The following is a 21,962-nucleotide window of genomic DNA, read 5'->3' as shown; positions in this document are numbered from 1 at the left end:
TGTCAGCCGTCCTCCGCGGCACGCGCGTGCCCCAGCAGTTCGCGCAGCAGCCGTTCGTCGTCGGGGTCCAGGCCGGTGACGAAGCTGGCCAGCACCGCTTCCCGGTCGCTCTCGGCGTCCAGGACCTTGCGCATCTTCCGGGCGGCCAGTCCCGCCTGGTCCGAGGCGGGCGTCCAGGCGAAGGACCGGCCCGCCCGCTCCCGGCTGACGGCACCCTTCTCCAGGAGCCGGGTCAGGATCGTGATCACCGTGGTGTAGGCGAGGTCGCCGCCGAGGCGCTCCTGCACCCAGCCGGCCGTCGCGGGCCCGTCCGCCCCGCGCAGCGCGGACAGCACCAGCGCCTCCAGCTCACCCTGCCCCCGCCGCCGCGGACGCCGGTCATCCGTCACGGCCCGCCTCCTTCCGCCGCCGATCGTCTTCCGGAGCGACATCGTATAGAAAGCTTTCTTCTACAGTGCTGTAGATTGACGGCAGGCACACATGGAACAACACGACGGACGCGACGAAGGAGAACGCAGTGGGAGTTTCCCTGGCCAAGGGCGGCAACGTCTCGCTCAGCAAGGAGGCGCCCGGCCTGACCGCCGTGCTGGTGGGTCTGGGCTGGGACGTGCGCACCACGACCGGCACCGACTACGACCTGGACGCCTCGGCGCTGCTCCTCGACGCGTCGGGCAAGGTGCTCTCGGACCGGCACTTCGTCTTCTACAACAACCTCACCAGCCCGGACGGCTCGGTCGAGCACACCGGCGACAACCTCACCGGTGAGGGCGAGGGCGACGACGAGGCGGTCAAGGTGAACCTCGTCGCGGTCCCGGCCGAGGTGGGCCGGATCGTCTTCCCCGTCTCGATCCACGACGCGGAGAACCGAGGCCAGAGCTTCGGCCAGGTCCGCAACGCCTTCATCCGGGTCGTCAACCAGGCGAACAACCAGGAACTCGCCCGCTACGACCTCTCCGAGGACGCCTCGACCGAGACGGCGATGGTCTTCGGCGAGCTGTACCGGCACGGCGCCGAGTGGAAGTTCCGCGCGGTCGGTCAGGGGTACGCCTCGGGTCTCGCGGGCATCGCGGCGGACTTCGGTGTCAACGTCTGAGTCGGACCCCAGGGGTCAGTGGTCCGTGGCGCAGCAGCCGGTGCCGCCGTCGGCGGCCGGGGCGGCGCGGGCGGTGTCGAGGCGGCAGAAGCAGGACGCCTCGACCGGCACGTCCGCCAGGGCGGTGGCGAACCGCAGCTGCTGTGCCACGATCCGCGCCTCCCCCGCCCGCCCGAGCCGTACGAGGCACTCGTGGAGGCCGTGCAGGGCCCAGACGTTGTTCGGGTGCTGGAGCGGGCGGGGCAGGGTGTCGTCCAGGCCCAGGTCGGCCCGGTAGACCGCCTCCGCCTCGGCGGTCCGGCCCTGCTCCAGGAGCAGGGCGCCGTAGGCGTGCCGGGAGGGCTGCATCCAGCCCCAGGGTTCGTCGTAGGGCAGGTTGTCGTCCAGCTCGATGGAGCGCTCCAGGGCGGCGAAGGCGGCGGTGTGGTCGCCCCTGCGGTACTCCAGCTCGCCGTCGAGCATGGCGGAGGCGATGGCGAGGATGTCGGCGCAGGTGTTGTTGAACAGCGTGCGGGACTCGGGCACCCGGTCGACCGCCGCCCGGAACAGATCGCGTTCGGTCGCCGCCTTGTCGACCCGGCCGGTGGCCGAGAGGGCGACGCCGCGGGCGTAGTGCAGCATCGCGGTCGTCACGCAGTACAGACGCGGGTCCTCCGGCAGCGGCAGGGCGAGGATGTCCGCCCAGCGGCCGAACCTGATCAGGACGTGCACCCGCATGGCAAGGAAGGCCTCCAGCCAGTCGGCCATCGGCGGGCTCTCGACCCGCAGCAGCTCCTCGGGAACGGACGCCTCCAGGCGGGCCGCGGCGTCGAGGGCGACCTCGTACTGGCCCAGGAACATCGCGCCGTAGATCTTGAAGTGGTGGTTGTGCGCGCGGTAGAGGGTGTAGAAGTTCATCGCCCCCGACCGCGCAAGGCACTTCTCGTCGGCGGCGATCGCGGCCTCGTTGTCCGAGACCACGCGGCGGTAGTCGCCGCACAGCACTTCGAGGTGCGAGGGCATGTGCAGCAGGTGCCCCGCGTCCGGGACCAGGCCCCGCAGCCGGTCGGCGATCACGAGGGCCGCCTCGGGGGTGGGCGACATCTCCATCAGGTGGATGTAGAGGTGCACGACGCCGGGGTGGTCGCGGCCCCCCTCCGCGGCCAGGGCACGCTCCAGCACCTCCTTCGCCGCCAGGGTGCGCGCACCCTCCGCGGGCAGCCCGGTGCGCAGGTCCCACAGCTGCCAGGGGGTCAGGTTCATCAGGGCGTCCGCGTAGAGGGTCGCCACGTCGAGGTCGTCGGGGGCCAGTTCGTACACGGCGCGCATGCCGTCGGCGTACGGCGCGTTCCACACCGAGCAGTCCTCGACGGCGCTCGCCTGCGGGTAGCGGGCGCGCAGGGCGCCGATCAGGGCCCGCTCGACCGGCGTGACCCGACCGGCCAGGTCGTGGGCGCGTTCGACGGCGGCGTGGGTGCGGTCGACGGTCCGGGTCAGCTCCTCGGCGTCGAAGGCCTCCCACGGCTTGTTGTAGTTGGGGCCGAGTGCGTGGGCGATGCCCCAGTGGGCCATGGCGCAGTCCGGGTCCGCCGCGACGGCGGCCTCGAAGCAGGCGACCGCCTCCTCGTGGTGGAAGGCGTACGTCCACACCAGCCCACGGTCGAACCACCGCTGGGCCTCGGGCGACGAGGTCGTCACCGGGCGCCCGTGGCCGCCCAGGTCGTAGTAGTCCATGAGGGGACGTATACCGCACCGGGGGCGGTCGCGGAGCGCTTCGGCGGACGGTCACGACCGTGTCCCCGCCGGACGCGGGCGCGACCGGCGGGGGTGGGGGGACGGGAGTGGCTCGGGTCAGCCGAAGTCGACGTCGCTGCACAGGAAGTACGTCTGGTCCATGTGCGAGGCCTGCCAGATCGTGTAGACGACGTGCCGGCCGCTCAGTCCCGAGGTGCTCACCGGGATCTCGTAGTTCTGACTGGGCCCGTAGCTGCCCGTGCGCGCGACCTGCTGGAGGTCTCCCCAGGTCAGGGTCTGGGTGGCGGGGTCGAAGCCCTGCTTGGTGACATAGACCAGGAAGTAGTCGGCGCCGTGGCTGGCCTGGTCGTAGAGCTTGACGGTGAAGTCGTCGGCGATGTCGGTGGTCTGCCACGGACCCACGGCGTCCAGGGAGTTGTAGCGCCCGCTCTCGGTCCGGCCGCCGCTGCAGAGCTGGCCGTCGGGGACGACCGCCTCGAAGTTGCCTGCCGAGCCGTTGCGGTAGAGGCCGTTCCAGTTCCACATGGCGTTGGGGTTGTCCTGCCACGCCTGCCAGCACATGGGGTCCTCGTCGGCCATGGCCGGGTTCTGGAAGTCGTCGCCCCAGCGCTCCCAGCAGCCGTAGTTGCGGGAGGCGGGGTCGACGACCGAGCCGTGGGCGACGGCGGTACCGCTCCAGGGGATCAGGGTGAGCAGGACCGCGGCCACAGCGCCGAGGGCGAGGGTCGTCGCCCGGCGGGTCCTTCCGGCGAGTTTCATTTTGACGGGAGCATGACACTCCATGAAGCATCCTTCTTCCGCGTGGGGGGGAGCGAGGAACAGAAACTCGCGAGCAGGAGTGGGAGCGCTCCCAAGGTCTGTTCGAAGACCAGGCTGCGCCTGGGTGCGGGAATTGGCAACATCCCGAATGAGCCAAACGGCGGGTGGGCGGGAACAGCCCCGCCCACCCGCGCTCATGCGGCTCCGACAGCCGTTACGGCGCGCGCCGCCTGGAACGGAGCAGCAGCACGCATCCCCCGGCGAAGAGCACGCCGCCGACCGCCGCGGGCCACAGCCCGAGTCCGGAACCCGTCTCGGCGAGCCCGCCCTGCGCCTGCGGTGCGGGTGCGGGCACGGTGCCGCCGGTGCCGCTCACGTCGTTCGGGGCGTCGGCGGGTGTCGTGGCGGCCCTGGGCTCGGCGCTCGCGGACGCGTCGGCGTCCCGGCGCTCGGCCGGGGGCGTGGGCTCGTCCCCGACGGTCCGCCCGTCGTTCTGCTGCTCGCTCCGGCCCTCGTTCGGCTGCTCGTTCCGCTGCTCGTTGTGCTGCTCGTTCTGGCCAGGCGCCTTCCCGGCGTCCTTCCCGCCTGTCTGCCCGTCCTGGCCGTCCTGGCCGGTGTCCGCGGGCGCGGAGGCCGTGGCCGTCTGCTCGGCCGGGGGCTCGGCGGTCTGCCCGTCGTCGTTGCCGCCGGGCTGTCCCTCGCCCTGGCCCGGCTCGGAGCCCGGAGGTGTGTCCGGACCGCACTCACGGCCGGAGTTGATGCACTCGACCATCTCGCGCATCAGGTCCTCGTCGAAGACGTTGATGAAGTCGCTGTGATCGGTGACCGGCTTGTGCAGCTGCTCGGGGAAGGAGTCCACGGCGAACAGCGGAACTGTCCTGCCGCCGTCCTCCAGGCTGGGCGCGGCCACGTCGTAGACGACCCGCTGCACCAGTCGCGGAACGGCCCGGAACCCCTCCGGGCAACTGCCGTCGGCGGCGGCGAAGGCCATGTGGGTACGGTGGTTGGCGCTGTCGATGTTGCGGCCGTCCCAGCAGCTCTGGAAGGTGAAGGTGCGCACCACGTCGCTGCCCGACGGGCAGAGCGGGTACTTGTCCTTCAGCTGCCGGTCCTCGAAGCCGGTGCAGCTCCAGGAGGCGTTCGCGTTGGTGTTGCCGTTGACGAACGCCTTGGCGTCGCCGGTGATGATGCGCAGCAGCCGCGGCATCTCCGTGACCTCGCCGCGCTCGTTGCCCTCGAACGTGAGGGTGACCTCGGCCGGTGTGACGATCTCGCCCGCGTTGCCCTCGATGCCACCGCCCGGTGACTGGGCGTCCTGTTCGGCGGTGCCGTTCTGGAGCCGCAGCACGGGCCAGTAGTACGAGGACTTGTCGCCCTGGTCGGCGCAGCTCGTGTCGCCGGCCGCCAGGTCCTCGTCGCTGGCGAAGGCGTCGTTGGCCTGGTTGCCGACGTAGTCGTGGAAGTGGTGGGCGCCGTTGCCGACGCCGGGGGCGGCTATCAGGTTGTCCGAGTTGAACAGGCCCTCGGCGTTGACGCCGCAGCTGGTGGCGAAGGAGCCGGTCGAGGCCTTCTTCTGCCGGGGCGCCCGCACGACGTTGGGCTGGACGGACTCGATGTCGGCGTAGTCCGCCGCCACGGGGCCGTTGCCGGCCTGTCCGCCGTTGCCGGGCTGCTGCTGCCCGTCACCGGGCTCTTGACCCTTGCCGTCCTGCTGCCCCTGCTCCTGTCCCTGACTCTCTTCCTGCTCCTGCCCCTGTCCCTGCTGGGCCGGGCTGCCGCTCCCCGCGTCCGCCGACGCGATCTCGGTGCGGCGCAGGGCGCACTCCGCCAGGGCGTCCAGGCCCTCGGGACGGTCTCCGGCCTTGTCGATGGCGGCGGCGATGCGCTCGATCGTCGCCGCGCGTTCCTTCTTCAGCGGGTCGAGGATCGCGCCCTCGTCGAGAGTGCCGTCGTCCGCGGTGCGGGCGGCTTCCTGAAGCCCGCGGTAGGCGGCGGCGATCTGCTCGTCGAGCTGGGCGAGTTCGGTGTCCACCGCCGGCCTGGCCTGCTCCGGAACGGCCGTGAGCCGCTCGGTCAGGTCGGGGCAGTCGACCGTGGCCGCGACTCCGGAACTGCCCAGCGCGACGGCGGAGTTGCCGGACTCGGTCGCGGAGGCGAAGACGTTCACGGCCACCAGTCCGCTGCCCCCCACTATCAGCGCGACCGCTCCGAAGGTCGCGCGCCGCGCCCCTGTCGGGCGTCTGCGCCTGTTGTGTCCCAAGGCGTGCTCCTGTGTCGTGACGGACTCGGACATGAAATGCCCCCGGCTCCATACGGAACCGGGGGCCGGAGCGTTCAAACGCCGCTGGAATTCTCAGCTTTCCCTCACCTCACGGGCGCAGCACCAGCCGGATCGGGTCGCCCTCCTTCTTCTCCAGCCGGGCGACCGCCGCGGCGGCCTCGGCGAGCGGCAGCACCCCGCTGACGGACCCGGAGAAGTCCAGCCGTCCGCCCTGGATGAGCCGCAGGAGCTGCGGCAGGGCCACGGGCATGTCGGAGCCGTAGTGGCCGAGGATGCGCTGCTGGAGGTAGCTGAACCGGGTCCCGTCCGTGACGGTGAGCGGCTTGTCGGTCAGACCGGCCAGGACCAGTCGCCCCTTGGGCGCGAGGACGGAGACCGCCTGCTCCCGCACCGGCGGCACGCCCGCGAAGTCGAAGGCGGCGGCGAGCCCCGCGCCGCCCGTCGCCGCACGGACCGTCTGCCGCAGCTCCGGGTCGGCGGAGTCCAGGGCCAGGTCGGCGCCCGCGGCCAGGGCCCGTTCGCGGGCGACGGGGTTGGGGTCGACGGCCACGACCGGGCAGGCACCGATCGCCCGGAGCAGTTGCACGGCGTGGACGCCGAGGCCGCCGACGCCCCACACGCCGACCGCCTCGGCGGGCCGGACCTCCCCGGTCTCGGTGATCGCGCCCCACGGGGTGGACACGGCGTCCGGGATGATCGCGCCCTGCTCGAAGGGGATGGCGTCCGGCAGCGGCGTCATGGCGTCGGCGGCGGAGAGGGCGTACTCGGCCCAGCCGCCGTCGTAGTCGACGCCGCGGGTGTAGGTGACACCGTCCCGCCTCTCGCCGGCGTGCAGCACCACCCGCTGCCCCGGCGACCAGGCGGTGACGCCCGCCCCGGTCTCGGCGACGGTGCCGGAGACCTCGTGGCCGAGGGTGACCGTGTCGCCCCGGAGGAGGAGCGGGGTGAGGGTGCCGTCGATGAGGTGCACGTCGGACAGGCAGACGCCGGCCGCCTCCACCTTGACCAGCACCTCCCCCGGGCCCGGCTGCGGGCGGGGCACCTCCTCGAGCCGCAGCGTGCGGCTCGGGACGTGCAGGCGGGCGGCGAGCATCTGCGCCATGACAGGACCTCCTCGGTGCGGCGGCGACCTCTGGACGGTCCCCAGCGGTCCATCGCAGGTCGACTTGCGTTAACCGTACACCCAACGCAAGCCCACTTGCTTTAAGCTGGTCCGATGAGCTCACCGGAATCCCCCGCCCCGCCCCTGCGCCGCCGTGGGGAGCGCATGCGGCAGGCCGTGCTGGCGGCCACGGTGGAGCTGCTGTCGGGTCGGGGCCTGGCGGGCGCGACGGTCGGCGCCGTGGCCCGCGCGGCCGGGGTGCACGAGACCTCCGTGTACCGGCGGTGGGGCACGCGGGAGAACCTGATCCTGGACGCGCTGACGACGGAGCTGGACGCCGCGCTGCCGGTCCCGGACACCGGGCGGGTCCGGGACGACCTGCTGGTGTTCTTCGCCGCCCTGGCCCGCCTGCTGGGCACCCCGCAGGGCCGGGCGCTGCTGCGGCTGAGCGTCGAGCAGGACGACACCCTGGAGGACCGGCGCGGCCCCTACTGGAGCGAGCGTCTCGACCGCGCCGTGGTGATGGTGCGGCGGGGCGTCGAGCGGGGCGAGCTGGCCGCGGACACGGATGCCGGGCTGCTGATCGAGGCGGTCAGCGGTCCGCTGTTCGTGCGGGTGCTGCTCAGCGGTGCGCCGCTGGACGACGTACTCGTGCGGGGGCTGGTGGACCTGGCCCTTGCCGGGGCCCGTCCGCGGTGAGCGGTACACCCCCGTGATGAACCGTGCGGGTGCGACGGCCCGGATCGGGGCACCCGGTGGTCGTCAGGGGCGCGGGTGCGCCGAGGACGGAGGAACCATGGACGGCAGCAGGCCGCTCGCCCTGGTCACCGGGGCGTCCGGCGGAATCGGGTACGAGCTGGCCGCCTTGTTCGCGGAGCACGGCTACGACCTTGTGGTCAACGCCGAGGACGAACGGCTGGAGCACGCCGCCGGGCGCCTGCGGGAGACGGGCGTCGAGGTGCGGGCCGTACGCGCGGACCTCAGGGACCCCGACGGAGTGGACCACCTGATCGCCGCCCTGACCGGGCTCGCGGTGGACGTGGCGGCCCTCAACGCCGGGGTGGGGCAGGGCGGCGCCTTCGTCGACACCGACCTCGCGGACGACCAGTCCGTCATCGACCTCGACGTGACCTCCACCGTGCGGCTCACCAAGCCCCTGCTGCGGGACATGGTGGCGCGCGGGGTGGGGCGGCTCATGTTCACGTCCTCGGTCGCGGCGACGATGCCGGGCTCCTTCCAGTCGGTCTACAACGCGTCGAAGTCGTTCGTGCAGTCCTTCGCGCAGGCCCTTCAGGAGGAGGTCGCGGACACCGGGGTCACGGTCACCTCCTTCATGCCGGGGCCGACCGAGACCGACTTCTTCCGGCGGGCCGGCATGACGGACACCAAGGTCGGCACCATGCCCAAGGACGACCCGGCGCAGGTCGCCCGGCAGGCGTTCGACGCCGTCATGAAGGGCCGCGGCAAGCTGGTCACCGGCTCGGCGAAGACCAAGGCCCAGGGGATGGCGGACAAGGTGCTGCCGGACCGCGTCAAGGCCGCCGTACACCGCCGGATGGCCGAGCCGGGGACGGCGCGGGACGGGGACGGCTAGCACCTCCCGCGGGAGCGCGTCGCCCGGAGGGCCCCTTGTCGGCGGCTCGCTCCCGGTGGAACGATGCCGGGGGCACCGGTTCACCGCACCGAAGGGACCGACCGTCGTGACCGACGACCAGGAACGCCCGCGGGCGGCCGCCGCGTTCGACGCGCTGGGTGTCGAGTACGAGAAGGCGTTCGGCGCGTCGAAGACGCACCGCCGCTCGCTGGAGTGGCTGCTGGCCCGGCTCGAGCCGGGCAGCCGGGTGCTGGACGTGGGCAGCGGCACGGGGCGGCCCACCGCCGAGACCCTCGCGGGCGCCGGACACGAGGTGCTGGGCGTCGACGTCTCCCCCGTCATGGTGGAGCTGGCCGCACGGCAGGTGCCCGCCGCCACGTTCCGGTGCGCCGACATCCGTGACGTACCGCTGGCGGACGACTCGTTCGACGCCGTCTGCGTGTACTTCTCGCTGCTCCAGCTCGACCGGGCGGAACAGAAGGACCTCGTCCGGCATCTGGTGCGGTTGCTGAGGCCCGGGGGACACCTGGTCCTGGCCACCGTGCCGCTGGACGTGGAGGGTGTCGACGCCACCTTCATGGGTCAGCCGGTGCGCGTGACCAGCTTCCCCGCACAGGACCTGATCGCCCTGGCCGAGGAGGCCGGGCTGGAGGTGCTGGCGCAGGAGGCGTCGATGTTCACCCCGTCCCACCCCGAGGCCCGGCCGGAGCCGCACCTCTTCCTGCACTGCCGGCGCACGGGGCAGCCCCGGATGGGGTAACCGGGCACGCCAGGACCGGGGTCCCACGGTCACAGTGGGCACATGACAGAACCTGGCGAGCGACGGCGCCGCACCACTTCCACCACCACGCGCGAGCGTGGCGTGCGCGACGCCCGGGACGCCGCCCGGCACGCCGCGGACGCCCTGTCCGAGCTGATCCGGCACCACCTGGAAGGGGTCTCCGCGGTGCGCCGGAGCGAGGACGGCGGCTGGATCGTCGGCGTGGACGTGCTGGAGGTGGCGCGCATCCCCGACACCACCAGTCTGCTCGCCACCTACGAGGTCGAGCTGGACCCGGCGGGCGACCTGCTCCAGTACCGCAGGATCGCGCGCTACCGGCGCGGGGCCCAGGACCAGTGAGCGGACCGCGAGGCCCGTACCCGGAAGGACCACCGCATGATCACCTACGACGACGAGGTCGTCTGCGCGCCCCGCGCCGGAACCCTCTACGACGTCCTCGAACTCATCCTCGACCGCGGCATGGTGATCGACGTCTTCGTGCGCGTCTCCCTCGTCGGCATCGAGATCCTCAAGGTGGACGCACGCATCGTGGTCGCGAGCGTCGACACCTATCTCCGGTTCGCCGAGGCCTGCAACCGGCTGGACCTGGAGCACGACGTGCGCTCCAAGACCGTGCCCGAGATGTTCGGCAGCCCGGTGGCCAGGACCGTGGGCCGGGCCGGTGCCAGGCGGACGGCACGCTCCCTGACCGACAAGGTGCGTGACGTCCTCGCGCCCGAGCACGAGCACGACGAGGAGACGGAGGAGACGGAGGACCGTCCCCGCGCGGGCGCCGAGCGCGGCAGGAGCACGCGGCGGCCCCGCAGCAGGCCCGCCGTACGCCCCCGCGACGAGGACGACCGCCCCCGTTCCCGCCCCCGCCGGCGCACCGAGGAGGAGGACCGATGACCGCGCCCGCCACCACCACGGCCCCGGGATCCGCTCCCGAGGCGGCCCCCGTACCGAAGGCCCTGTACGTCTACGGCATCACCCCGGCCGGAGTCCGCACCCCCCGCTCCGCGGGCGTCGACGGCGCCCCGGTACGGCTGCTGACGGAGTCCGGGCTGTGCGCCGCGGTGTCGGCCGCGCCCCCGCGACTGCGGCCCCGGCGCCGTGACCTGCTGGCCCACCAGGCCGTCCTGGACGAACTGGCGGCGCAGGGACCGGTGCTGCCCATGCGGTTCGCGGTCCTCAGCCCGCGGACCGACGCCCTGCTCTCCCAACTGCGCTCCGACGCCGCCCACCTGACGGCGCAGCTCGACGGCGTACGGGGGTGCGTGGAACTCAACGTCAAGGGCACGGTGGTCCCCGGCCACTTCGCCGACCTGGTGCGCCGGGACGACAAGCTGCGGACCCTGGCCCTGCGGACCCGGCGCCGGCCGGACTACGAGGCCAACGTCCGGCTGGGCGAGGCGATCGCCCTGGGTGTGCGCCGCGAGGCGCGGCGCGCGGCCCGGGAGGTCGTCGACCGGCTGGCCCCGCTCGCCGTCCGTACCGTCCAGGGCACGACGGACGACGAGCAGGTGCTCAGCGCGTCGTTCCTGCTGCGCTCGGCCGACGAACCGCGGTTCAGGGAGGCGGTGGCCGCACAGGCCCGGGACTGCGGCGACCGGCTGGCCCTCAGCGTGACCGGTCCCCTGCCCTGCTACAGCTTCGTCGACCCGCGCCCCGCGTCACCGGCCGGCCGGTGACGGCGTGGGCATCGTGAGCGGTCTCCTCCTGCTGCCCCTCGCTCCGGTGCGCGGCACGGCGTGGATCGCCGACCACCTGCTCCAGGAGGCCAGGCGCCAGGCCCACGACCCACGCGTCGTACAGGCGCGGCTGGCCGCACTCAACCGGGCCCTGGACGAGGGCGCCATCGACGAGGCGGCCTTCGAACGGGAGGAGGAGCGCCTCCTCACCCTCCTCGAACGCCCGGCCAGGTCCACCGGCCCTGCGACCACCACGAATCAAGCGCGGAGACGACACCTATGAACGACAGCAGGACGGCCATGGCGGCTGCCGTGGCGGGCGGCTATCTCCTGGGGCGCACCAAGAAGGCCAAACTCGCCTTCGCGGTCGGCTCCTACCTGGTGGGCCGACGTGTCGGCCTCTCCCCCGGCCAGGTGCTCGGCCAGGGGCTGGGCAGTCTGCAACGGGCGCCGCAGTTCCAGGAGTTGACCGACCAGGTCCGGGGCGAGCTGCTGAGCGCCGGACGCGCGGCCGTCACCGCCGCGGCGAACCGCCGACTCACCACCCTCGCGGACACGCTCCGCGACCGTACCGACGCGCTCACCGGCGAGGGCCTGGGGGACGGCGACGACGACACCCGGGACGAGGACGCCTACTTCGACGAGGAGGACCGGGCGGAGGACCGGCGGCCCGCGCCGGCACCGCCCCGGAAGACCGCCAAGAAGGCCGCCCCGCGCAAGGCAGCGCCTCCCGCGAAGAAGGCCGCGAAGAAGACGGCCGTAAAGAAGACGGCGCCGGCGAAGCGGACGGCCGGTCCGGGCGTCCGGCGCGGGAGTGGGCGCGCATGACCCCCGACCGGAAGGGCGACGGCGGGCCGTCCCCCCTGGGCGACCTCAAGGACGCCCTGGGCGGCTACCTGTCCGCCGCGGGGCACGGACTCGTCGGCAGGGCGGGCGACCGGATCGGCTCCCTGACCGACCGCCTGACCGAGTCGGCCGACGGCGGTGGCGCCAAGGGCGGATCCGGTGGTTCCAAGGGCGGATCCGGTGGTTCCAAGGGCGGCGGCAGCGTCAAGGCGACGCACATCATGGAGACCGTCGACATCGGCGTCCCCCTGCGCACCGTCTACGACCAGTGGACGCAGCTACAGGACTTCAGCGACTTCACCAAGGGCGTGCAGAGCGTCAGCCCCCACGACGAGGTGACCTCGGACTGGACCGCCAAGATCGCCTTCTCTACCCGCAGTTGGAAGGCGACCGTCCAGGAGCAGATCCCCGACCAGCGGATCGTCTGGACCTCCGAGGGCGCCAAGGGCAGTACCAACGGAGTCGTCACCTTCCACGAGCTGGCGCCCCGGCTGACCCGGCTCGTCGTGGTCGTCGAGTACTACCCGGCGGGCTTCTTCGAGAAGACCGGCAACCTCTGGCGCGCCCAGGGCCGCCGCCTGCGGCTGGACCTGAAGCACTTCGCGCGGCACGTGACCATGACGGACGACGAGGAGATCGAGGGCTGGCGCGGCGAGATCCGCGACGGCGAGGTCGTCAAGAGCCACGAGGAAGCGCTGGAGGAGGACGAGGACGCGGCGGACGAGTACGCGGACGACGAGGAAGGTGAGTACGACGAAGGTGAGGACGACGAGGAGGAGGAGCCGTATGCGGAGGAGGACGACGACGCATACGACGACGCATACGAGGAGGACGAACGTGCCCGCCCGCGTCGCTGACGACGCCGCCGCGGGGAGTACGCGGTGACGGATCTCGACCACAGGTACCCGGGCCAGGAGACCGAGCCCTACGGGCCGCCCTCCGGCAGCCTCGCCGACCTCCTCGAACGCGTCCTCGACAAGGGCATCGTCATTGCCGGCGACATCAAGATCGACCTGCTCGACATCGAACTGCTGACGATCAGGCTGCGGTTGTTCATCGCCTCCGTGGACACCGCGAAGAAGGCGGGCATCGACTGGTGGGAGACCGACCCCGCGCTGTCGTCCCGGGCCGCGCGGGACGCGCTCGCCGAGGAGAACGCGCGGCTGCGGGAGCGCCTGGACGCCCTGGAAGGGGCCGCCGGGGAGACGACGGGAGCGGTGCGATGAGCGCGTCCGCCGCCGGACCGGCGGCCCCCGGACTGGTGTGCGCGTTCGCCGTCACCCGGACCCCGCCGGACCCCGCCGGGCTGGCGGCGGCGAGGGGTCACGAGGAGGGCGGTGCGCTGCGCGTGCTGCGCGTGGGCGAGCTGTGCCTGGTCGTGCAGGACGTCCCCGCCGCCCTGTTCGGCGAGGAGGCGCTGACCGAGCGTCTCAACCGGCCCGAGGACCTGGAGCGCTGCGCCCGCGCCCATCACCGGGGCGTCGAGGCCGCGGCCGGGCGGGGCCCCGTGGTGCCGCTGCCGATGGCGACCCTGTACCGCGGCGACCGGACCGCGGAGCGGGCGGTGGCCGCCCGGCGGCCGGTGCTGGACACGCTGCTCGACCGTCTCCGGGACCGTACGGAGTGGGCGGTGAAGGTGCACGCCGCCGAGGCCGCCCCCGGGGCCCCCACGGACACCGGCGCCCCCGCGGGGCCGGGCAGCGGTGGCCGTGCCTACCTCAGCCGGGCCAGCGCGCGGCGGCGGGAGCGGCAGGGTGCCCACGGCAGGGCGCTGGCCGAGGCGGAGGCCGTCGACGCGGCGCTGCGGTCCCATGCGGTCGCCGCGACACGGCACCGCCCGCAGAGCGAGCGGCTGACGGGCCGCCGCGCCCCGCAACTGCTCAACGTCGCCTACCTGGTGGAGGACGCGCGGCGCGCCGAGTTCACCGCCGCCCTGGCGCGGTTCACCGCCGACGGGCCGCACCCGGCCGTGCGGGTGGAGGCCTCGGGCCCGTGGATCCCGTACTCCTTCGCCCGCTGGGACGAGGACCCGCGGTCCGGCCCGGACCAGGAGGCCCCTTCATGACCGTCCCGGACGCCCGTACGCCGGGCCCCGCTCCCGTGCCCTGGGGCGGACCGGAGTCCTGCGCACCGGTCGGTGTGCCCCTGGTCGACCTGCTGGACCGGGTGCTGGCGACCGGGGTCGTGGTCAGCGGCGATCTGGTCCTGGCCGTCGCGGACGTGCCGCTGGTGCGGATCTCCCTGCACGCGCTGCTGTCGTCCGTGAACGAGCGGGTGCCCGCTCCCTGGCCGGACAGCGGGCCGCTGTGACCGCGCCCCGGGACCGTGCCGCCCATGCCCTCGACCTGGATCCGGAGCGGGTGACGAACGACCTGGCCGCGCTGGTCCTCACCGTGGTGGAACTGCTGCGCCAGCTCATGGAACGCCAGGCCGTGCGCCGCTTCGACGAGGGGACGCTGAGCGCGGAGCAGGAGGACCGGCTCGGCACGGCGCTCATGCTGCTCGACGAGCGCATGGACGACCTGTGCGCCCAGCACGGCCTGAGCCGCTCCGACCTGAACCTCGACCTGGGCCCGCTCGGCCCCCTCCTCGCCGACCCGGAACCGTAGGGACTCGGGCGCCCGGCGCGAGCGATCGTTATGATGACGCGGAATCGCTCAAACGAACATTCTCGGGTGGGGAGACCTGATGCGGGAGCCGGTCGATCTCAGGCGCCAGCGGATACTGGCGGCGGTCCAGGCGCGCGGCACCGCGCGGGTGCGTGATCTCGCCGACGAGTTGCAGGTCTCGGTGGTCACCGTGCGCCGGGACGTCGAGGAGCTGACGCGCGAGGGCAGACTGAGCCGCGGGCACGGGGTCGTGCGGTCGACGCTGGCGGCCAGGGAGAGCGCCCCCGAGGCGGTCCCGGCGGCCGGGGACCGGGTGGCCGTGGTGGTGCCCGTGCGGCACTCGTACCTCACGGAGACTCTGCACGGGGCCCGGACGGTCCTGGAGCGGGCGGGGGTGCGCATGGCCCTGCACCTCGCGCCGCAGGCGTCCGGTGCCGAACGCCCGCTGGTGGAGCGGGCCCTGGCGGACGGAGCGGACGGGCTGCTGATCGCACCGCGGTGGCGCGGCCGGGCCGACGAGGAGGCCGACCACGAGTGGCTGGCCGGGACCGGGGTGCCCACGGTGCTGATGGAGCGCCGACCGTGGCGCGGCAGCGCGCTGCACGCCCTGGACTCGGTCTGCTCGGACCACTGGTACGGCGCGCACCTGGCGGTGGAGCACCTGGTGGGGCTCGGGCACCGGCGGATCGTGTTCGCCACCCGGCACGACAGCCCCACCGCCCGTTCGCTGCGTGCCGCCTTCACGGAGATCGCCGGGGCGCATCCCCTGGTGGAGCGGTGGGCGTGGACGCTGGTCGCGCCGGAGGCCGGGGCCGACGGGCCGTACTCGGCGGACGAGACGGCCGAGCCGCCGGCGCTGATGCGCAAGGTGGGCGCGACCGCGATGGTGCTGCACGGTGACGTGGACGCGCTGATGGTCGTCCAGCGGCTCGCGGAGGAGGGGGTACGGGTGCCGGAGGACTGCTCGGTGGTCGCGTACGACGACGTCGTGGCCGGTCTTGCCGCGCCCCCGCTGACGGCCGTGTCGCCGCCGAAGTCCGAGGTCGGGCACGCGGCGGCGGAGCTGCTGCTCCAGCGGCTGTCCGAAGGGCCCGGGAGCCGGGTGCCGGGCCGGCGCGTGGAGCTGCTGCCGCGGCTGAAGGTGCGTGGCTCGACGGACCCTTTGCTCGAACCGCTTGATGAATGAGCGTTTGAGCGTTTCATTTTCTTCTGATCGATCTATTGACCGTTTGAGGTAGGGCGTTCAGGATTCCGGTGTCTCGAAGAGTCGTGTCCGCACCCGCGCGGACCCGCAGGAGCCGCGGAGGCGCCATGCCCGGACGACCCAGCCGTCGCTCCGTGCTCGCCGCGATGACCGCCCTACCCCTTGCAGGAGCCGCGAGCGACTGCAGCGGGGGGAGCGGCGCATCGTCGGCCCGCACGGGCACCACCACCCGCATCACCTTCTGGTCCGCCCTGCGCGGCAGCCAGGAGGTGGTCGACGCGTTCAACCGCACCCACCGCACCGTCCAGGTGGAGTTCCAGCAGATCCCCTCCGGCGGGCAGGGCGGCTACGCCAAGCTCAGCAACGCCGCCCGGGCGGGGAACGCGCCCGATGTCGCCACCCTGGAGTATCCGCAGGTCCCGGGGTTCGCCATCGACGGCGTCGCCCGCGACATCACCGATCTGATGAGCGACGGCCTGCGCCGCAAGCTGCTGCCGCAGGCGCTCGGCCTGACCACCTTCGAACGCCGGGTGTTCGCCGTGCCGCTGGACGTCGAACCCATGGTGATGCACTACCGCGCCGACCTGTTCGACCGCTACGGGATCGAAGTCGCCCGCACCTGGGACGAGTTCGCCGAGCAGGCCGCGACGGTGCACCGCAAGGCGCCCGACCGCCGGCTGGTGCTCTTCCCGACCGACGGGATGACGCAGTTCGCGTGCTACGCGTGGCAGGCGGGCGCCCAGTGGTTCGACACCTCGAAGGGCGCCTGGAACGTCTCGCTCGCCGACGCGCCCTCCCGGCGGGTCGCGGAGTACTGGCAGGGGCTGATCGACCGGGACGACGTCTTCATGAACGCCGTCGAGAGCAGGCAGTCCGACGCGCAGATCGGCAACGGGCTGGTTCTCACCCGGCTCACCGGTGCCTGGGACGCCGGGGCCCAGATGAACGCGCGGCCCGGGCAGAAGGGCCAGTGGCGGATCGCGCCGATGCCGCAGTGGGACACCGGCAGCCCCTCGACCGGCACGCACGGCGGGTCGACCTTCGCGATCACCGAGGACAGCAGGCACCCGGAGGCCGCGATGGAGTTCATCGAGTGGCAGGTCTCCCACCCCGACGCGCTGCGCGCCCGGCTCTCCAGCGGCACCAGCAGCCAGTACCCGGCCGCCCCCGGCCTGGTCGCGGTGGGCCGCGAGGCCTTCGACCGCTCGTACTACGGCGGTCAGGACATCTACACCCTCTTCGAGCGGGAGGCCGAGAAGATCGGCGACCAGTGGCTCTGGGGCCCGCGGATGAGCGCCACCCAGAAGGTCATGCAGGACTCCTTCGCCCGCGTCGGCGGCGGCCAGGGCAGCCTCGTCGAGTCGCTGCGCACCGCGCAGGAGGGCACCATGCCCGACCTCAAGGCCCTCGGCCTGTCCACCACCCAGCACAGCACCTGAGCCGACGAAAGGCAGGTGACACACCCATGACCACGACCACCCACTCACGGGTGCCGGCCGGCGCCGCCCGCGCCGCCTCCCCGGCACCCTCCGACTCGGGCCTGCGGGCCCGCAGAGCGGCCAAGCGCCGTCAACTGACCGCCGCCGGCGTCCTCATGACGCCGTTCTTCGCCCTGCTGGTCACCGTCTTCCTGATCCCCGTCGGCACCGCCGTCTACCTCAGCTTCTTCAGCGACGACCAGCCGGGGCTCGGCTTCGGCCCGGAGCGCCAGGTCTTCGTCGGGCTGCGCTCCTACGCGGCCGTGCTCACCGACCCCACCTTCCTCGGCGGGCTCGGCACGGTCGCCCTGTACTGCCTGATCTACATCCCCCTGATGGTCGTCGGCGCGCTCGCCCTCGCCCTGCTCCTCGACTCGGGCGTGGTCCGGCTGCGCGGCTTCGCCCAGCTCGGCCTCTTCCTGCCGCACGCGGTGCCCGGCATCATCGCGGCGCTGATCTGGCTGTACCTGTACACGCCCGGCATCAGCCCCGTGATCGAGCTGTTCGCCAAGGGCGACATCACGATCGACTTCCTGGGCGTGCACACGGTGGTCCCGTCCATCGTGAACATCGCCCTGTGGAGCAACCTCGGCTACAACATGGTGGTCTTCTACGCCGCCCTCCAGGCCGTGCCGCGCGAGGTGATCGAGGCGTCCGTCGTCGACGGCGCCGGGCCGGTGCGCACGGCGCTCCAGGTCAAGACGCCGCTGGTGCGGGCCTCCATCGTGATGGTCTCGATCTTCACCCTGATCTGGGCGCTCCAGTTGTTCACCGAGCCGATGCTGCTCAGCCAGTCCTCCCCGATGATCAACTCGCGCTTCTCGCCCAGCATGTACATCTACGACGCGGCCTTCACCCGCAACAACTACAGCCTCGCCGCGGCCGCCTCGGTGGTCCTGCTGGTGTGCACCATCGCCCTGTCGTACGGCGTCACCCGCTTCACCAGCCGCGCCGACTCCGAGGAGGCCCGATGAGCGCCGCCGACAGCTCCCTGCTCCGCCCCAGGCTGCTGGGCCGGGCGACCGTCAACGTGGTCGTCGCCGTCTCCGTCCTCTACACCCTGCTGCCGGTGCTGTGGCTGGTGCTGGCCTCGGCCAAGAACCGCGATGCGCTGTTCAGCAGCGATCTGCTGTCCCTGAGCGACTTCTCCTTCCTGCAGAACCTCAAGGACGTCTTCGCCATGGACGGCGGGCTGTACGGCCGCTGGTACGTCAACAGCCTGCTGTACGCGGTGATCGGCGCCGCCGTCGGCGCGCTGGTGAGCGTGGCCTGCGGCTACGCCTTCGACAAGTACCGCTTCCGGCACAAGGAGAAGCTGTTCGGCCTGGTGCTGGCCGCGGTGATGGTGCCGCAGACGGTGCTCGCGCTGCCGCTGTACCTGATGGCGTCGGAGGCCGGCCTGGTCAACACCTTCTGGGCGGTGTTCATCCCGGTGCTGTTCAATCCGTTCGGCGTCTACCTCGGCCGGATCTTCGCGCGGGGCTATGTGCCCGACGAGGTCCTGGAAGCCGCGCGCGTGGACGGGGCCGGGGAGCTGACCACGTACGCCCGGGTGGCGTTCAGGATGCTCGGGCCCGGTCTGATCACCGTCTTCCTCTTCCAGCTCACCGCGATCTGGAACAACTTCTTCCTGCCCATGGTGATGCTGTCCGACCAGGACCTTTATCCCGTCAGTCTCGGCCTGTACCAGTGGAACAGTTCGGCGTCCGTGTCGCCCGAGTACTACCCCGTGGTGATCATGGGCTCGCTGCTCGCCGTACTGCCGCTCATCCTCGCCTTCGTGCTGCTCCAGCGTTTCTGGCGCAGCGGCCTGACCGCCGGAGCCGTCAAGTGACCGTGCACGCCCCCGGACCCGGCCACCGGCCCCGTGCCGCCGTGGCCATGTCCCCGGACGCCGCCTCGGCCGTCCTCGACCCCCAGTCCCTCGCCGCCTTCCGCCGGGTCTGCGACCTCGCGCCGCTCCCGGTGCTCGACGACCTGACCACGGCACGGGCGAGATCCGTACTGGCGGACGTGGAACTGCTGCTCACCGGGTGGGGCTGTCCGCCGCTGGACGCGGAGGTGCTGCGGTCGGCGCCCCGGCTGCGGGCCGTGGTGCACACGGCGGGCAGCGTCCGCGGGCACGTCACCGACGCGTGCTGGGAGCGGGGCGTCGAGGTCTCCTCGGCCGCGGCGGCCAACGCGCTGCCGGTGGCCGAGTACACCCTCGGCATGATCCTGCTGAGCGGCAAGCGGGTCCTGGAGCGGGCCCGCGACTACCGGGCCTCCCGGGTGCGCGGGAACTGGCTGCGCACCTCGCGCGGCGTCGGCAACTACCGGCGCACGGTGGGCATCCTGTCCGCCTCGCTGATCGGACGCCGGGTCGTGGAGCTGCTGCGGCCGCACGACGTCGAGGTCCTGCTGCACGACCCGTACATGAGCGACGCGGAGGCCGTCGAGCTGGGCGTCGGGAACGTGGGGCTGCGGGAGCTGTTCGAGCGCTGCGACACCGTCAGCGTGCACACCCCGCTGCTGCCCACGACGCGCGGTCTGGTGAGCCGTTCGCTGATCGACGCGATGCCCGCCGACGCGGTGCTGATCAACACCTCCCGCGGGGCGGTGATCGACCAGGACGCGCTCACCGACGCCGCGCTGGCGGGCCGCATCCGGGCCGTCCTGGACGTCACCGACCCCGAGGCGCTGCCGCCGGACCACCCGCTGTGGGACTGCGAGCACGCCCTGATCACCCCGCACCTCGCCGGTTCCGAGGGCAACGAGTGGCGCCGTCTGGCCGATCTCGCCCTCGCCGAGACGACCCGCTGGGCGTCCGGTTCCGGCTTCCTCCACCCCGTACGACGCGAAAGGCTGGCGTTCCTGGCATGAGCATCCCGTTCGAACTGCCCACCGAGGACCGTGCGTCGAGCCCGTACACCGGTTACACCCGGGCCCACTGGGAGGCCGTCGCGGACGGGCTGCTGTGGGCCGCGTGGCGCTGGAGCACCCCGGGCCGCGCCCTGCTCGACCTGCCGGGGCGGCCCTCGCGCTCGGGTGTGCGCTCCGACGGTCTTGAGGGCTTCGCGCGGACCTTCCTCGCGGCGGGCTTCCGCGTCGCGGGGGCGGACGGCGCGGACCCGCACGGCTGGCTGGACCGCTACGCCGAGGGCCTCGCGTCGGGCACCCGCAGCCCCGGCCGTGACGACACCGAGTCGTGGCCGCTGATCCTCGACCACGACGTGCAGGGCCAGCCCATGGTGGAGTCCGCCTCGGTGGCACTCGGACTGCGGCTGACCGCGCCGTGGCTGTGGAAGCACCTCGACTCCGGCGTCCAGGACCGGGTGGAGGAGTGGCTGCGCGGGGCGCTGCGGCACGTCCCGGCGCCCAACAACTGGTACCTGTTCCCGTACACGGTCGCCGGGTTCCTGGAGTCGGTCGGCCGCGGCGACGCCGAGACGGCCGCGGCCCGGCACCGGGCGCTGGAGCTGATGGAGGGCTGGTACCGGGGCGAGGGCTGGTACGCCGACGGCGACGGACGCGCCTTCGACCACTACAACGGCTGGGCGCTGCACCTCTACCCGGTGCTCGACGCCCACCTCGGCGGCGACACCGACGCCCTCGCCCGGTACGGCGAGCGGTTGCGCGCCCATCTCGACGGCTTCGCCCTCATGTTCGGCTCGGACGGGGCACCCCTGCACTTCGGCCGCTCCCTCACCTACCGTTTCGCCGCCTCGGCGGCCGTGGGCCTGGGCGCGCTGACCGGGCACACCCCGCTGACGCCGGGTGCCTCGCGGCGGCTGGCGAGCGGCAGCCTGCGGTACTTCGTGGACCGCGGGGCGCTCACCGACGAGGGGTTGCTGAGCCTCGGCTGGTACGGCCCGCACGAGGCGACCCTGCAACCGTACTCGGGTCCGGCCTCCCCGTACTGGGCGTCGAAGGCGTTCGTCTCGCTGCTCGCTCCCGCGGACCACCCGCTGTGGACGGCGCCCGAGGAACCTGCGCCGGTGGAGGAGGCCGACCGCGTCCTGGCCCTGTCCGCGCCGGGACTGCTGGTGCAGGCGACCCGCGCCGACGGGATCGTACGGCTGCACAATCACGGCAGCGACCACGTCCGCCCCCACGAGGGCGAGTCGGCGGCCGAGGACGACCCGTACTACGGCCGGCAGGCCTACTCGACCCGGACGGGTCCCACGGCGCGGGAGAACGTCGCGGACAACCACCTGTCGGTCGAGGTGAACGGCGTCTCGAGTGTGCGGCGCCGCGTCCGTCCGCTGGGAGCGGGAGGCGGCGACGGCTGGGGCTGGGCGGCGTCCTGGCACCGGCCCGTCTTCGTGTCCGGGCCGCCGATGGTGCCGGGACTGCGGGTGGAGAGCGTCACGGTGGCCCGGGGGCCGTACGAACTGCGGGTGCACCGGGTGGTCGGGGCGCCGGCCGGGGCCCGGGTCACCCACACCGGGTGGGCCACCGGTCCCGAGGAGCCCCTGACCTCCACGCTGCACGGCCTGCACGGCTGGGAGCCCGAGGCGGAGACCGTGCGCGCCCCGCAGGGCACGGCGTACGTGCCGTGGGCGGAGCTGCCCCGGCTGTCCGGCCCGGCGGGCGGCACCTCCGTGCACGTCGGGCTGGCCGCGCTGACCGGTGGACCGGTGAGCGTCCCGGCCGGTGAGGCCGTCGCCGAGGTGGTGCCAGGTGAGAACGGCGTGGAGGTCGTCTGGGCGGCCGACGGCGCCCGCACCAGGGTGTCGTTCGAGCCGGTGGCGGTGACGCACACGGAGGGTTAGGGCCTGTCGGGTGCTTCGAGGGCTCCGGTCCGCGGTCGCGGCCGGGGCCCTCCGCCG

General features: G+C 73.0%; 25 protein-coding genes. 20 read left to right on the top strand and 5 right to left on the bottom strand.

Features of this window, described 5'->3' with window-relative positions:
• Nucleotides 1-2 precede the first annotated feature (2 nt).
• Nucleotides 3-431, bottom strand: a complete 429-nt coding sequence (locus ACFYZ3_RS11100) for a BlaI/MecI/CopY family transcriptional regulator (RefSeq protein ID WP_388515421.1) — start codon at nt 429-431, stop codon at nt 3-5.
• 86 nt (nt 432-517) lie between these two features.
• Between ACFYZ3_RS11100 and ACFYZ3_RS11095 the strand changes: the two genes are divergently transcribed.
• Nucleotides 518-1,093, top strand: a complete 576-nt coding sequence (locus ACFYZ3_RS11095) for a TerD family protein (RefSeq protein WP_356855889.1) — start codon at nt 518-520, stop codon at nt 1,091-1,093.
• A 15-nt stretch (nt 1,094-1,108) separates the two neighbouring features.
• Here the strand turns inward: ACFYZ3_RS11095 and ACFYZ3_RS11090 are convergent, their stop codons facing one another.
• The 4 genes from ACFYZ3_RS11090 to ACFYZ3_RS11075 all read right to left on the bottom strand — a co-directional run bounded on the left by ACFYZ3_RS11090 (nt 1,109) and on the right by ACFYZ3_RS11075 (nt 6,969).
• Nucleotides 1,109-2,806 (bottom strand): hypothetical protein, encoded by a 1,698-nt coding sequence (locus tag ACFYZ3_RS11090; RefSeq protein ID WP_388515419.1) that lies wholly within the window; start codon nt 2,804-2,806, stop codon nt 1,109-1,111.
• A gap of 117 nt (nt 2,807-2,923) precedes the next feature.
• Complete coding sequence (locus ACFYZ3_RS11085) at nt 2,924-3,586, bottom strand: lytic polysaccharide monooxygenase (protein ID WP_388515417.1); 663 nt, start codon at nt 3,584-3,586, stop codon at nt 2,924-2,926.
• Between the two features lie 214 nt (nt 3,587-3,800).
• On the bottom strand, nt 3,801-5,879 hold the full coding sequence (locus tag ACFYZ3_RS11080) for a DUF1996 domain-containing protein (protein WP_388515415.1): 2,079 nt from the start codon (nt 5,877-5,879) through the stop codon (nt 3,801-3,803).
• Nucleotides 5,880-5,955: 76 nt separating this feature from the next.
• Nucleotides 5,956-6,969, bottom strand: a complete 1,014-nt coding sequence (locus tag ACFYZ3_RS11075; RefSeq protein WP_388515413.1) for a zinc-binding dehydrogenase — start codon at nt 6,967-6,969, stop codon at nt 5,956-5,958.
• A 114-nt stretch (nt 6,970-7,083) separates the two neighbouring features.
• On the opposite strand from ACFYZ3_RS11075, the gene ACFYZ3_RS11070 reads away from it, so the two are divergent.
• The 19 genes from ACFYZ3_RS11070 to ACFYZ3_RS10980 all read left to right on the top strand — a co-directional run bounded on the left by ACFYZ3_RS11070 (nt 7,084) and on the right by ACFYZ3_RS10980 (nt 21,905).
• Nucleotides 7,084-7,668 carry a TetR/AcrR family transcriptional regulator gene (locus ACFYZ3_RS11070; RefSeq protein WP_388515411.1) on the top strand — a complete coding sequence of 195 codons (585 nt, stop codon included), beginning with the start codon at nt 7,084-7,086 and terminating at the stop codon, nt 7,666-7,668.
• A 97-nt stretch (nt 7,669-7,765) separates the two neighbouring features.
• Nucleotides 7,766-8,563 carry an SDR family NAD(P)-dependent oxidoreductase gene (locus ACFYZ3_RS11065; protein ID WP_388515409.1) on the top strand — a complete coding sequence of 266 codons (798 nt, stop codon included), beginning with the start codon at nt 7,766-7,768 and terminating at the stop codon, nt 8,561-8,563.
• Nucleotides 8,564-8,669: 106 nt separating this feature from the next.
• Nucleotides 8,670-9,323: a class I SAM-dependent methyltransferase gene (locus ACFYZ3_RS11060; protein WP_388515408.1), complete on the top strand. Its 654-nt coding sequence runs from the start codon at nt 8,670-8,672 to the stop codon at nt 9,321-9,323.
• A 42-nt stretch (nt 9,324-9,365) separates the two neighbouring features.
• The gene (locus ACFYZ3_RS11055) at nt 9,366-9,683 is read left to right on the top strand and encodes a gas vesicle protein (protein ID WP_388515406.1); all 318 of its coding nucleotides are present in this window, start codon (nt 9,366-9,368) and stop codon (nt 9,681-9,683) included.
• A gap of 36 nt (nt 9,684-9,719) precedes the next feature.
• Nucleotides 9,720-10,232, top strand: coding sequence for a gas vesicle structural protein GvpA (locus ACFYZ3_RS11050; RefSeq protein WP_388515404.1), 513 nt, complete (start codon nt 9,720-9,722; stop codon nt 10,230-10,232).
• Nucleotides 10,229-11,014 carry a GvpL/GvpF family gas vesicle protein gene (locus ACFYZ3_RS11045; protein ID WP_388515403.1) on the top strand — a complete coding sequence of 262 codons (786 nt, stop codon included), beginning with the start codon at nt 10,229-10,231 and terminating at the stop codon, nt 11,012-11,014. The genes ACFYZ3_RS11050 and ACFYZ3_RS11045 overlap by 4 nt, the downstream gene beginning before the upstream one ends.
• A 4-nt stretch (nt 11,015-11,018) precedes the next feature.
• Entirely contained in the window at nt 11,019-11,297 is a 279-nt protein-coding gene (locus ACFYZ3_RS11040) for a gas vesicle protein GvpG (RefSeq protein WP_388515401.1), read from the top strand.
• On the top strand, nt 11,294-11,842 hold the full coding sequence (locus tag ACFYZ3_RS11035) for a hypothetical protein (protein WP_388515399.1): 549 nt from the start codon (nt 11,294-11,296) through the stop codon (nt 11,840-11,842). The genes ACFYZ3_RS11040 and ACFYZ3_RS11035 overlap by 4 nt, the downstream gene beginning before the upstream one ends.
• Complete coding sequence (locus ACFYZ3_RS11030; RefSeq protein WP_388515398.1) at nt 11,839-12,717, top strand: SRPBCC family protein; 879 nt, start codon at nt 11,839-11,841, stop codon at nt 12,715-12,717. The genes ACFYZ3_RS11035 and ACFYZ3_RS11030 overlap by 4 nt, the downstream gene beginning before the upstream one ends.
• Before the next feature lie 24 nt (nt 12,718-12,741).
• Complete coding sequence (locus ACFYZ3_RS11025) at nt 12,742-13,086, top strand: gas vesicle protein (RefSeq protein ID WP_109030822.1); 345 nt, start codon at nt 12,742-12,744, stop codon at nt 13,084-13,086.
• On the top strand, nt 13,083-13,925 hold the full coding sequence (locus tag ACFYZ3_RS11020) for a GvpL/GvpF family gas vesicle protein (protein WP_388515396.1): 843 nt from the start codon (nt 13,083-13,085) through the stop codon (nt 13,923-13,925). The genes ACFYZ3_RS11025 and ACFYZ3_RS11020 overlap by 4 nt, the downstream gene beginning before the upstream one ends.
• On the top strand, nt 13,922-14,170 hold the full coding sequence (locus ACFYZ3_RS11015) for a gas vesicle protein (RefSeq protein ID WP_388515394.1): 249 nt from the start codon (nt 13,922-13,924) through the stop codon (nt 14,168-14,170). Before ACFYZ3_RS11020 ends, ACFYZ3_RS11015 begins: the two co-directional genes overlap by 4 nt.
• The gene (locus ACFYZ3_RS11010; protein WP_030185284.1) at nt 14,167-14,469 is read left to right on the top strand and encodes a gas vesicle protein K; all 303 of its coding nucleotides are present in this window, start codon (nt 14,167-14,169) and stop codon (nt 14,467-14,469) included. The genes ACFYZ3_RS11015 and ACFYZ3_RS11010 overlap by 4 nt, the downstream gene beginning before the upstream one ends.
• Before the next feature lie 79 nt (nt 14,470-14,548).
• The gene (locus ACFYZ3_RS11005; protein ID WP_388515392.1) at nt 14,549-15,655 is read left to right on the top strand and encodes a substrate-binding domain-containing protein; all 1,107 of its coding nucleotides are present in this window, start codon (nt 14,549-14,551) and stop codon (nt 15,653-15,655) included.
• A gap of 125 nt (nt 15,656-15,780) precedes the next feature.
• Entirely contained in the window at nt 15,781-17,112 is a 1,332-nt protein-coding gene (locus ACFYZ3_RS11000; protein ID WP_388515390.1) for an ABC transporter substrate-binding protein, read from the top strand.
• Nucleotides 17,113-17,138: 26 nt separating this feature from the next.
• Entirely contained in the window at nt 17,139-18,125 is a 987-nt protein-coding gene (locus ACFYZ3_RS10995) for a carbohydrate ABC transporter permease (protein WP_388515388.1), read from the top strand.
• Entirely contained in the window at nt 18,122-18,985 is an 864-nt protein-coding gene (locus ACFYZ3_RS10990; protein ID WP_388515386.1) for a carbohydrate ABC transporter permease, read from the top strand. Before ACFYZ3_RS10995 ends, ACFYZ3_RS10990 begins: the two co-directional genes overlap by 4 nt.
• Nucleotides 18,982-20,013, top strand: coding sequence for a hydroxyacid dehydrogenase (locus ACFYZ3_RS10985; protein WP_388515385.1), 1,032 nt, complete (start codon nt 18,982-18,984; stop codon nt 20,011-20,013). Before ACFYZ3_RS10990 ends, ACFYZ3_RS10985 begins: the two co-directional genes overlap by 4 nt.
• The gene (locus ACFYZ3_RS10980) at nt 20,010-21,905 is read left to right on the top strand and encodes a DUF2264 domain-containing protein (protein ID WP_388515383.1); all 1,896 of its coding nucleotides are present in this window, start codon (nt 20,010-20,012) and stop codon (nt 21,903-21,905) included. Before ACFYZ3_RS10985 ends, ACFYZ3_RS10980 begins: the two co-directional genes overlap by 4 nt.
• Nucleotides 21,906-21,962: the final 57 nt, after the last annotated feature.

The sequence above is a fragment of the Streptomyces sp. NPDC001599 genome (assembly GCF_042893535.1).
Classification (GTDB): domain Bacteria; phylum Actinomycetota; class Actinomycetes; order Streptomycetales; family Streptomycetaceae; genus Streptomyces.
Note: the sequence above shows the minus strand (reverse complement) of the source record. Positions and strands in the feature narration are given on the sequence as shown.

Excerpts from the sequence above, each read along its gene's own strand:
- ACFYZ3_RS11100 (WP_388515421.1), bottom strand. The coding sequence starts at position 431 with ATGTCGCTCCGGAAGACGATCGGCGGCGGAAGGAGGCGGGCCGTGACG.
- ACFYZ3_RS11090 (WP_388515419.1), bottom strand. The coding sequence starts at position 2,806 with ATGGACTACTACGACCTGGGCGGCCACGGGCGCCCGGTGACGACCTCG.
- ACFYZ3_RS11085 (WP_388515417.1), bottom strand. The coding sequence starts at position 3,586 with ATGAAACTCGCCGGAAGGACCCGCCGGGCGACGACCCTCGCCCTCGGC.
- ACFYZ3_RS11080 (WP_388515415.1), bottom strand. The coding sequence starts at position 5,879 with ATGTCCGAGTCCGTCACGACACAGGAGCACGCCTTGGGACACAACAGG.
- ACFYZ3_RS11075 (WP_388515413.1), bottom strand. The coding sequence starts at position 6,969 with ATGGCGCAGATGCTCGCCGCCCGCCTGCACGTCCCGAGCCGCACGCTG.
- ACFYZ3_RS11070 (WP_388515411.1), top strand. The coding sequence starts at position 7,084 with ATGAGCTCACCGGAATCCCCCGCCCCGCCCCTGCGCCGCCGTGGGGAG.
- ACFYZ3_RS11065 (WP_388515409.1), top strand. The coding sequence starts at position 7,766 with ATGGACGGCAGCAGGCCGCTCGCCCTGGTCACCGGGGCGTCCGGCGGA.
- ACFYZ3_RS11055 (WP_388515406.1), top strand. The coding sequence starts at position 9,366 with ATGACAGAACCTGGCGAGCGACGGCGCCGCACCACTTCCACCACCACG.
- ACFYZ3_RS11050 (WP_388515404.1), top strand. The coding sequence starts at position 9,720 with ATGATCACCTACGACGACGAGGTCGTCTGCGCGCCCCGCGCCGGAACC.
- ACFYZ3_RS11045 (WP_388515403.1), top strand. The coding sequence starts at position 10,229 with ATGACCGCGCCCGCCACCACCACGGCCCCGGGATCCGCTCCCGAGGCG.
- ACFYZ3_RS11035 (WP_388515399.1), top strand. The coding sequence starts at position 11,294 with ATGAACGACAGCAGGACGGCCATGGCGGCTGCCGTGGCGGGCGGCTAT.
- ACFYZ3_RS11030 (WP_388515398.1), top strand. The coding sequence starts at position 11,839 with ATGACCCCCGACCGGAAGGGCGACGGCGGGCCGTCCCCCCTGGGCGAC.
- ACFYZ3_RS11020 (WP_388515396.1), top strand. The coding sequence starts at position 13,083 with ATGAGCGCGTCCGCCGCCGGACCGGCGGCCCCCGGACTGGTGTGCGCG.
- ACFYZ3_RS11015 (WP_388515394.1), top strand. The coding sequence starts at position 13,922 with ATGACCGTCCCGGACGCCCGTACGCCGGGCCCCGCTCCCGTGCCCTGG.
- ACFYZ3_RS11005 (WP_388515392.1), top strand. The coding sequence starts at position 14,549 with ATGCGGGAGCCGGTCGATCTCAGGCGCCAGCGGATACTGGCGGCGGTC.
- ACFYZ3_RS11000 (WP_388515390.1), top strand. The coding sequence starts at position 15,781 with ATGCCCGGACGACCCAGCCGTCGCTCCGTGCTCGCCGCGATGACCGCC.
- ACFYZ3_RS10995 (WP_388515388.1), top strand. The coding sequence starts at position 17,139 with ATGACCACGACCACCCACTCACGGGTGCCGGCCGGCGCCGCCCGCGCC.
- ACFYZ3_RS10990 (WP_388515386.1), top strand. The coding sequence starts at position 18,122 with ATGAGCGCCGCCGACAGCTCCCTGCTCCGCCCCAGGCTGCTGGGCCGG.
- ACFYZ3_RS10980 (WP_388515383.1), top strand. The coding sequence starts at position 20,010 with ATGAGCATCCCGTTCGAACTGCCCACCGAGGACCGTGCGTCGAGCCCG.